At 74.0% G+C, this 9,389-nt stretch carries 5 protein-coding genes; 3 read left to right on the top strand and 2 right to left on the bottom strand.

The window, feature by feature from the left end:
* Window positions 1-9: 9 nt before the first annotated feature.
* Window positions 10-804 carry a 2-keto-4-pentenoate hydratase gene (locus tag ACIWVC_RS31430; protein ID WP_396450141.1) on the bottom strand — a complete coding sequence of 265 codons (795 nt, stop codon included), beginning with the start codon at window positions 802-804 and terminating at the stop codon, window positions 10-12.
* Window positions 805-910: 106 nt separating this feature from the next.
* Between ACIWVC_RS31430 and ACIWVC_RS31425 the strand changes: the two genes are divergently transcribed.
* Window positions 911-1,648: an IclR family transcriptional regulator gene (locus ACIWVC_RS31425; protein ID WP_396450143.1), complete on the top strand. Its 738-nt coding sequence runs from the start codon at window positions 911-913 to the stop codon at window positions 1,646-1,648.
* Here ACIWVC_RS31425 and ACIWVC_RS31420 read toward each other — a convergent pair.
* Entirely contained in the window at window positions 1,645-4,413 is a 2,769-nt protein-coding gene (locus ACIWVC_RS31420; RefSeq protein WP_396450169.1) for an FAD-binding and (Fe-S)-binding domain-containing protein, read from the bottom strand. The genes ACIWVC_RS31425 and ACIWVC_RS31420 overlap by 4 nt on opposite strands.
* 402 nt (window positions 4,414-4,815) lie before the next feature.
* Here ACIWVC_RS31420 and ACIWVC_RS31415 point away from each other — a divergent pair, with 402 nt between their 5' ends.
* Window positions 4,816-5,970 (top strand): MFS transporter, encoded by a 1,155-nt coding sequence (locus ACIWVC_RS31415; protein ID WP_396450145.1) that lies wholly within the window; start codon window positions 4,816-4,818, stop codon window positions 5,968-5,970.
* Window positions 5,971-6,082: 112 nt separating this feature from the next.
* The coding region (locus ACIWVC_RS31410; protein ID WP_396454946.1) for a nitrate reductase subunit alpha at window positions 6,083-9,389 on the top strand (3,307 nt) is incomplete at its 3' end.

The following is a 9,389-nucleotide window of genomic DNA, read 5'->3' as shown; positions in this document are numbered from 1 at the left end:
TCGCTTCGCTCATGTTGGCTCCTCTCCGAACCGGGCGGTCACCGAACCGATCCCGGCGAACGTCGCCGTCAGGGTCTCGCCGGGCGCGACCGGCACCGCCGCGGTGATGGAGCCGGGCAGCACCACGTGCCCCGCCTCCAGCGCCACGCCGCGCTCGCCGAGCACGTTGGCCAGCCAGACCAGCGCGTTGATCGGCGAGCCCAGCACCGCGCCGCCCGCGCCGGTGTCGATCAGGTCGCCGTCGCGGCGCAGCAGGCAGCCCATCAGCGACAGGTCCTGGTCGTCCAGCCGGACGGGGCGGGTGCCGAGCACGACGCCGCCGCTGGAGGCGTTGTCGGCGATCGTGTCCGGCAGGGTGATCTTCCAGTCCGCGATGCGGGAGTCGATGACCTCCAGCGCCGGCAGCACGTACTCCACGGCGGCGACGGCGTCCGCCGCGGTCGCGCCGGGCCCGGCGAGCGGGCGGCCGAGCACGAACGCGATCTCCGGCTCGACGCGGGGCTGCAGGAACCGGCCCGTGTCGATCGGCGCGCTCTCCGGCAGGAACATCGTGTCCAGCAGGACGCCGAAGTCGGGCTGGTCCACGCCCATCTGGCGCTGCATCGCGGCCGAGGTCAGCCCGACCTTGTGGCCCTTCAGCCGGGCCCCCGCCGCGGTCCACGCCTCCACCTGGGCGAGCTGGACCGCGTAGGCGTCGGCCACCGACATGTCCGGATGGTCCTTGGTCAGCGGCGAGATGGGAGTGCGGGCGGCGTACGCGTCGAGCAGCGCCGCCGCCGCCTTCTCCACGGATCCCCGGTCCATTGGGCCGTCCTTTCGTTCGTCTGCCGTGGCCGAGCCTCCCCCGTCCCGGACGCGGCGGGCAACGCGCGCGTCCCGCGTGGTGGGACACTTCTTCTACAGTGGCGCCATGCCGCCGGACGACACCTACCTGCGCCGCGCCGTCGCGGTGCTGACCGCGTTCCGGGCGGACGACGACGGCCTCGGCGCCGCCGAGCTGGCCCGCCGCAGCGGCCTGCCCAAGTCCACCGCCCACCGGATCGCGCTCGACCTCGCCGAGGCGGGCCTCCTGGAGCGGGACGGCGCGCGGGTCCGCCTGGGTCTGAAGCTGTTCGAGATCGGCCAGCGGGTACCGCGCCAGCGCGTGCTCCGCGACGCGGCCGTCCCCTACATGTCGGACCTGCGGGAGGCGACCCGGCAGACCGTCCACCTCGCGGTGCTGGAGGGCACCGAGGTCGTCTACGTGGAGATCCTCGGCTCGTCGGGCGGCCCGCGGCTGCCGTCGCAGGTCGGCGGGCGGCTGCCCGCGCACGTGACCGGGGTGGGCAAGGCGATCCTGGCGTTCTCCCCGCCGGAGGCGGTCCGGGCGGTCATGGACGCGGGGCTGGTCAAGCGGAGCGAACGCAGCGTCGCCGCCCCGGGCCTGCTGGCGAAGGAGCTGGAGCGGATCCGCCGCGAGGGCGTCGCCTACGACCGGGAGGAGTCCGGCGCCGGGATCGTGTGCGCGGCCAGCCCCGTCCTCGGCCCGGACGGCCTGGCGCTGGGCGCCCTGTCGGTCTCGGGCTGGGCGTCGAAGATGCGCCTCGCCGCCGTCGCCCCGGCCGTCCACACGGCCGCGCTGACCCTGTCCCGCACCCTCCAGCGCTAGCGCGGCCGGTCCGGGAGGTGGCGGGCCAGGAGCTGGGCGAGGTGCTCGCCCTCGCGGTCCGCCAGTTCGCGGAGCTGGGTGCGGCAGCTGAAGCCGTCCGCCAGGACGACCTCGTCCTCGCGCGTCTTCCGGACGGCCGGGAGCAGCCGCGTCTCGGCGACCGCCACGGACACGTCGTGGTGGCCCCTCTCGACGCCGAAGTTGCCCGCGAGACCGCAGCAGCCGCCGAGCCGGCCGACGTCCGCGCCCGCCTTCTCCAGCAGGGCCGCGTCCTTCGTCCAGCCCATGACGGCGTGGTGGTGGCAGTGCGGCTGCGCGACGCCGGACACGCCGGACAGGTCGGGCGGCGTCCAGTCCTCGGTCTCGGCGAGCAGCTCGGCGAGCGTGCGGGTCGCGGCGGCCACCTCCCGCGCCGCGGCGGCGTCCACGCCGCGCAGCAGCTCCTCCGCGTCCGACCGCAGGACGCCGGTGCAGGACGGCTCCATGCCCACGACCTTCGCGCCGCGCCGCACGTGGGGCAGCAGCGCCCGCACCGTCCGGCGGGCCTGCGCGCGGGCCCCGTCCAGCTGGCCGGTCGAGATCCACGTGATGCCGCAGCACACCGGGTTCTCGGTGACCGTCACGCGGTAGCCGGCGTGCTCCAGCACCCTCACGGTCGCCTCGCCGACCTCGGGCGAGAACGCGTCGGTGAAGGTGTCCACGAACAGGACGACGTCGCCGTTGCGCCCCTCGGGGCTGCGGTGCGACGCGAACCGCCGCCGGAAGGTCACGGGCGCGAACGCGGGCAGCGTCCGCCGCCGGTCGATCCCGGCGCCCCACGCGACCAGCGGCTTCAGGGCGCGCGACCGCATCACCGCGTTCACCGCCCTGATCGACGCGGGCGCCTTCGCCGCGAGGCGCGTCCAGCGGGGGAGCCACCCCAGCGCGTAGTGCGCGCGCGGCCGGATCCGCCCCCGGTACCGCTGGTGCAGCGCCTCGGCCTTGTAGGAGGCCATGTCGACCCCGGTCGGGCAGTCGGACGCGCAGCCCTTGCAGGAGAGGCACAGGTCGAGGACGTCGTGCAGCGCGTCGGACTTCCAGCCGTCCGGCCCCAGCTTCCCGCTGACGACCTCCTGGAGGACGCGCGCCCGCCCCCGCGTGGAGTCCTTCTCCTCGCGGGTGGCGAGGTAGGACGGGCACATCACGCCGCCCGCCGCCGTGTTGTCGGCGCGGCACTTGCCCACGCCCGTGCACCGGTGCACGGCCCGCGACAGGTCGCCGCGGTCGTCCCGGTAGGCGAGACCGAGCCCGCGGTTCAGCGGGACGAGCTGTACCGCGCGGAGGTCGTCGTCCACGGGCGCGGGACGCACGATCACCCCCGGGTTCAGGACGTCCTCGGGGTCGAACACGTCCTTGACGGCCGCGCACAGTGCCAGCGCCTCGCGCGAGTACATGTGCGGCAGCAGCTCGCTGCGCGCCCGCCCGTCGCCGTGCTCGCCGGACATGGTGCCGCCGTGCCGCGCCGCGAGCGCCGCCGCGTCGTTCAGGAAGTCGCGGAAGACCGCCCTGCCCTTCGCCCGCCCGAACGGGAAGTCGATCCGGACGTGGATGCACCCGTCGCCGAAGTGCCCGTACGGGACGCCGAACAGCCGGTACTCGCCCAGCAGCGCCTCGAACTCCCTCAAGTAGGCGCCGAGCCGTTCAGGCGGGACGGCCGCGTCCTCCCACCCCGCATGCGCCTGCTCACCGCCGGGCGTCCGCGCGACGAGCCCGGACCCGTCTTCCCGAATGCGCCACAGCGCGTCGGCGAGCGCCATGTCCTCCACGACCATGGAGTCGACGCACCCGGACTCACCGGCGACCTTCCGCGCGGCGTCCCGCAGCGCCCCGATCTCCGCCCCCGCGAGCTCCACCAGCAGCCACCCGGAACCCTCCGGCAACGGCGGCACCGCGTCCGGGCCCCGCCGCTCCCGCACCACCCCGGTGATCCGGGAGTCGAGCCCCTCGCACGCCACCGGCCCGTGCGGCAGGATCGCCGGCACCGCGTCGGCGGCCTCGGCCATCGACCCGTACCCGAGCACGACCAGCACCCGGCACGCGGGCTCCCGCACCATCCGCACCCGCGCGGCCAGCGTCAGCGCGAGCGTCCCCTCGCTGCCCACCAGCGCCCGCGCGACGTCGAACCCCTTCTCCGGCAGCAGGTGCTCCAGCGAGTAGCCGGACACCTGCCGCCCGAACCGCCCGAACTCCGTCCGGATCAGCGCCAGGTTCTCGCCCACCAGGCCCTTCAACCGGTCGAGCAGCGCGCTGTCCGCGGCCGCCCCGGGCACGTCGCCGAGCCTCAGCCGCTCACCGGACCCGGTGACCACGTCGAGCCCGAGCACGTTGTCGCTGGTGCGCCCGTATCCCAGCGCCCGCGACCCGCACGCGTTGTTGCCGATCATCCCGCCCAGCGTGGCCCGCGTCCGGGTGGACGGATCGGGCCCGAACCGCAGGCCGTGCTCCGCCGCCGCCCGGTGCAGCCGCGCCTGCACGATCCCCGGCTCGACCAGCGCCGTCCCCGCGTCCGGGTCGATCTCCAGCACGCGGTTCAGGTGCCGGCTGACGTCCACCACGACGCCCGGCCCCACCGCGTTCCCCGCGATGGACGTCCCGCCGCCCCGCATCGTCAGCGGCACCCCGGCGTCCCGGCACACCCCCAGCACGACCGGGAGCTCCGCGGCCTCCCGGGGCGTCACCACGACCGCGGGCGGAACCCGGTAGAGCGACGCGTCGGACGAGTACATGGCCCGCGCCAGCGCCGAGTCGTCCACCCCTCCGACCCCGGCCCGCCGCAGCGCCTCCGCCACCTCGCGATGCTCGCCCACCGAACCTCCGTCCCCAGCCGAACCCCCTGGAAGCCACGTTAGTACCGCCCGGGCGGCGCGCGGTGCGGGCCAGTGGCGTCGGTCACCAGGACGTTCGTCGGGACGAAGGTCCCTTCTGGGGGTTCTGCGCATCCGAAAGGGTGTGAAGCAGCGGGTGACGATCATGGTTATCCCGCACGGGGTTGGGGAACGCCCAACGGCACTGCGCTGGGAGCAACGGGAATGGTGCGGCAGGTGACTGAAGCTCGGCAGGAGACCGGGCCCGGGCCGGCGGGGACCGGCCGGGCCGCTGGAAGCGGACGGCCGTGGGTCATGCTGGCGATGGCCACTCTCGGGTTCGCGGTGAACTTCTGGGCGTGGGCGCTGCTGAGCCCACTCGCCCCGGGGCTCAAGGAGACACTGAGGCTGACCTCGTTCGAGCAGGCGCTGCTCGTGGCCGTGCCGGTGATCGTGGGGTCGCTCGGCCGCATCCCGGTGGGGGCGCTGACCGACCGGTTCGGCGGGCGGGTGATGTTCCCCGCCGTGTCGGTGATCACGATCGTGCCCGTCCTGTACCTGGGGGTCGCCGGGCACTCGTCGCTGCCCGCGCTGCTGGTCGGCGGCTTCTTCCTGGGCATCGCCGGGACGGCGTTCGCGATCGGGGTGCCGTTCGTCAACGCGTGGTTCCCGCCGGAGCGGCGCGGCCTCGCGATCGGGATCTTCGGCGCGGGCATGGGCGGCACCGCCGTCACCGCGCTGACCACCGTCAAGGAAGCCGACAGGTGGGGGACGCAGACCCCGTTCGTGGTGATGGCCGTCATGCTCGCGGTGTACGCGGTCGCGGCGTGGTTCGTGCTGCGGGAGGCGCCGGGGCGCACCGCTCCGGCCGAGCCGCTCGCCCGGCGGCTGGCGGCGACCGCGCGGCTGAGCGTCACCTGGGAGATGTCCGCGCTGTACGCGGTGGCGTTCGGCGGCTACGTCGCGTTCTCGGTGTACCTCCCCACGTACCTGAAGGCGGAGTACGGGCTGACTCAGGCCGACGCCGCGAACCGGATGGCCGGGTTCGTGCTGCTCGCCGTCCTGATGCGGCCGGTCGGCGGGTGGCTGTCGGACCGGCTCGGCGCGGTGCGGGTGATGACGGCGTCCCTGGCGGTGACGGTGGCGGGCGCGTTCCTCCAGTCGTTCGCACCGCCGCTGATGCCCTGGGGGACGATCGCGTTCCTGACCATGGCGGCGGCGCTCGGCGCCGGCAGCGGTGCGACGTTCGCGCTGGTCGCGCGGCTGGCGCCGGCGAACAAGGTCGGCGCGGTCACCGGCGTCGTGGGCGCCGCGGGCGGCCTCGGCGGGTTCGTCCCGCCGCTGCTGATGGGCGCCCTGTGGGGCCGCCTCGGCGAGTACCGGATCGGCCTGCTGCTGCTCTCGATCGTCGCGGCGGCGGCCGCGGTGTTCACCGCGACGACCGTCCGGCGCGCTGTGGCGGCGCGCCGGGCCGACTGAAACGCTTCTTCCTGCGAACCGTCGGCAGGATGATGCGCATGGGGCGCGATTCGTCCCAGGATGATGCGGAAGAAGGGGATCCGAGTTGAGTTCGACCACCGGCCGGCCAGGAATGGACGGCCCGCTGGAAGACGCGCTGGTGGGCACGCGCAGGTACTTCACCCGCGCCCGCGTCTCGCCGGACCTGCGGACGATGACCAAGAAGGGCGGCCGGGAGGCGGACGCCTTCTACCGGGACCGCTGGTCGCACGACAAGGTGGTGCGCTCCACCCACGGGGTGAACTGCACCGGGTCGTGCTCGTGGAAGGTGTACGTCAAGGACGGCATCATCACCTGGGAGGCGCAGCAGACCGACTACCCGTCGGTCGGCCCCGACCGCCCCGAGTACGAGCCGCGCGGCTGCCCGCGCGGCGCGTCGTTCTCCTGGTACACCTACTCGCCGACGCGGGTGCGCTACCCGTACGTGCGCGGCGTCCTGCTGGAGATGTACCGCGAGGCCAGGGCCCGCACGGGCGACCCGGTCGAGGCGTGGCGGGAGATCGTCTCCGACCCGGAGAAGGCCCGCGCCTACAAGGACGCCCGCGGGCGCGGCGGCCTGGTGCGGGCGACGTGGGACGAGGCGACCGAGATGATCGCCGCCGCGCACGTCCACACCATCAAGGAGTTCGGCCCCGACCGGGTCGCCGGGTTCTCCCCGATCCCCGCGATGTCGATGGTGTCGCACGCGTCCGGCGCCCGGTTCGTGTCGCTGCTCGGCGGGACGATGCTGTCGTTCTACGACTGGTACGCCGACCTGCCGGTGGCGTCCCCGCAGGTGTTCGGCGACCAGACCGACGTCCCCGAGTCGGGCGACTGGTGGGACGCCGGCTACCTCATCATGTGGGGCTCGAACCTGCCGGTGACCCGCACCCCCGACGCGCACTGGATGACCGAGGCCCGCTACCGGGGCCAGAAGGTCGTCGCGGTGTCCCCGGACTACGCCGACAACGTCAAGTTCGCCGACGAGTGGCTCGCCGCCCAGCCCGGCACCGACGGCGCCCTGGCGATGGCCATGGGCCACGTCATCCTCAAGGAGTTCTTCGTCGACCGGCAGGTCCCGTACTTCACCGACTACGTGAAGCGCTACAGCGACCTGCCGTTCCTGGTGCGGCTCGAGGAGCGCGACGGCGGGTACGTCCCGGGCAAGTTCCTCACCGCCGCCGACCTCCCGGGCGCCGAGGCGCAGTCCGAGAACGCCGCGTTCAAGACCGTGGTCCTGGACGCGAACACCGGTCACCCGCTCGTCCCGAACGGGTCGCTCGGGTTCCGCTACGGCGAGGCCGGCGAGGGCAAGTGGAACCTGGACCTGGGCGGCGCCGACCCGATGCTGTCGGTCGAGGGCGGCGACGCAGTCGAGGTCGAGCTGGCCCGCTTCGACGGCGTCGACGGCGCGCCGGGAACGCTCCGGCGCGGCGTGCCGGTCCGCACCGTCGGCGGCCACCTGGTCACGACCGTGTACGACCTGCTGCTCGCCCAGTACGGCGTCGGGCGCGACGGGCTGCCGGGCTCCTGGCCGACCGGGTACGACGACGCGTCCGAGCCGGGCACCCCCGCCTGGCAGGAGACGTTCACCGGGGTTCCGGCGCAGGCCGCCGAGCGGATCGGCCGCGAGTACGCCCGGAACGCCGAGGAGACCCGCGGCCGCTCGATGATCATCATGGGCGCGGGCACCAACCACTGGTTCCACTCCGACACCATCTACCGGACGTTCCTCGCGCTGACCACGCTGACCGGCGGGCAGGGCGTGAACGGCGGCGGCTGGGCGCACTACGTCGGGCAGGAGAAGTGCCGCCCCGTCACCGGATGGGCGCAGCTGGCGTTCGGGCTGGACTGGTCCCGCCCGCCCCGGCAGATGATCGGCACCGCGTTCTGGTACCTGCACACCGACCAGTTCCGCTACGACCACTTCGACGCCGGCGCGCTGTCCGCGGCGACCGGCGGCGGCGCGTTCGCCGGCCGCTCCACCGCCGACGTGATCGCGCAGGCGGCGCGGCTCGGCTGGATGCCGTCCTACCCGACGTTCGACCGCAACCCGCTGGCCCTCGCCGACGAGGCGGAGGCCGCCGGGAAGCAGCCCGGCGAGTACGTCGTCGAGGAGCTGAAGGCCGGCCGGCTCAAGTTCGCCTGCCAGGACCCCGACGCGCCGGAGAACTTCCCCCGCGTCCTGACGGTCTGGCGGTCCAACCTGCTCGGGTCGTCCGCGAAGGGCAACGAGTACTTCCTGCGGCACCTGCTCGGCGCCGCCGACGCCGTCCGCGCGGAGGAGGCGCCGCCGGACGTCCGGCCGGAGGAGGTCGTCTGGCGGGACGAGGCCCCGGCCGGCAAGCTCGACCTGCTGCTGTCGCTGGACTTCCGGATGACCAGCACCACCGTCTACTCCGACATCGTGCTGCCGGCGGCGACCTGGTACGAGAAGCACGACCTCAACACGACCGACATGCACCCGTTCGTGCACTCGTTCAACCCGGCGATCGGGCCGCCGTGGCAGACCCGCAGCGACTGGCGGGCCTTCCAGGACATCGCGACCGCGTTCAGCCGGCTCGTCGAGGGGCACCTCGGCGTCCGCAAGGACATCGTGGCCGTGCCGCTCCTGCACGACACCCCCGACGAGATGGCCACCCCGCACGGGCGCGTCCTCGACTGGGCGAAGGGCGAGTGCGAGCCCGTCCCCGGCGTGACGATGCCGAAGCTCGTCGCGGTCGAGCGCGACTACCCGGCGGTCGCGGCGAAGATGACCGCGCTCGGCCCGCTCGCCGAGCGGCTCGGCGCCACCACCAAGGGCGTCACGTTCGACGTGGAGCGCGAGGTCGAGTACCTCAAGCGGAAGAACGGCGTCGTGCGCGGCGGGCCCGCCGACGGACGCCCGTCGCTGAAGCGGGACGTGCACGCCTGCGAGATGATCCTCGCGTTCTCCGGCACGACGAACGGGCACCTGGCCACCCAGGGCTTCCGGGCGGTGGAGCGCCGCACCGGGCGCGAGCTCGCCGACCTCGCCGCCGAGCACGAGGGCAAGCAGATCACGTTCGCCGACACCCAGGCCCGGCCGGTGCCGGTCATCACGTCCCCCGAATGGTCGGGGTCGGAGAGCGGCGGCCGCCGCTACTCGCCGTTCACCATCAACGTCGAGCGGCTGAAGCCCTGGCACACCCTCACCGGGCGCCAGCACTTCTACCTCGACCACGACTGGATGGCCGAGCTGGGCGAGCAGCTGCCGACCTTCCGGCCGCCGCTCAACATGTCCGCCCTGTTCGGCGAGCCCGAACTGGGCGAGACGGGCGAGCTGGGGCTGACCCTCCGGTACCTCACCCCGCACAACAAGTGGTCGATCCACTCCGAGTACCAGGACAACCTGTTCATGCTGTCGCTGTCGCGCGGCGGCC

Origin of the sequence: Actinomadura sp. (assembly GCF_044508335.1) — a bacterium.
In the GTDB taxonomy this organism is placed as follows: Bacteria; Actinomycetota; Actinomycetes; order Streptosporangiales; family Streptosporangiaceae; genus Spirillospora.
Note: the sequence above shows the minus strand (reverse complement) of the source record. Positions and strands in the feature narration are given on the sequence as shown.

What these genes read in the sequence shown, in the direction of transcription:
- ACIWVC_RS31420 (WP_396450169.1), bottom strand. Translation starts at nt 4,413, where the DNA reads ATGTACTCGTCCGACGCGTCGCTCTACCGGGTTCCGCCCGCGGTCGTG.
- ACIWVC_RS31425 (WP_396450143.1), top strand. Translation starts at nt 911, where the DNA reads ATGCCGCCGGACGACACCTACCTGCGCCGCGCCGTCGCGGTGCTGACC.
- ACIWVC_RS31430 (WP_396450141.1), bottom strand. Translation starts at nt 804, where the DNA reads ATGGACCGGGGATCCGTGGAGAAGGCGGCGGCGGCGCTGCTCGACGCG.
- ACIWVC_RS31415 (WP_396450145.1), top strand. Translation starts at nt 4,816, where the DNA reads ATGGCCACTCTCGGGTTCGCGGTGAACTTCTGGGCGTGGGCGCTGCTG.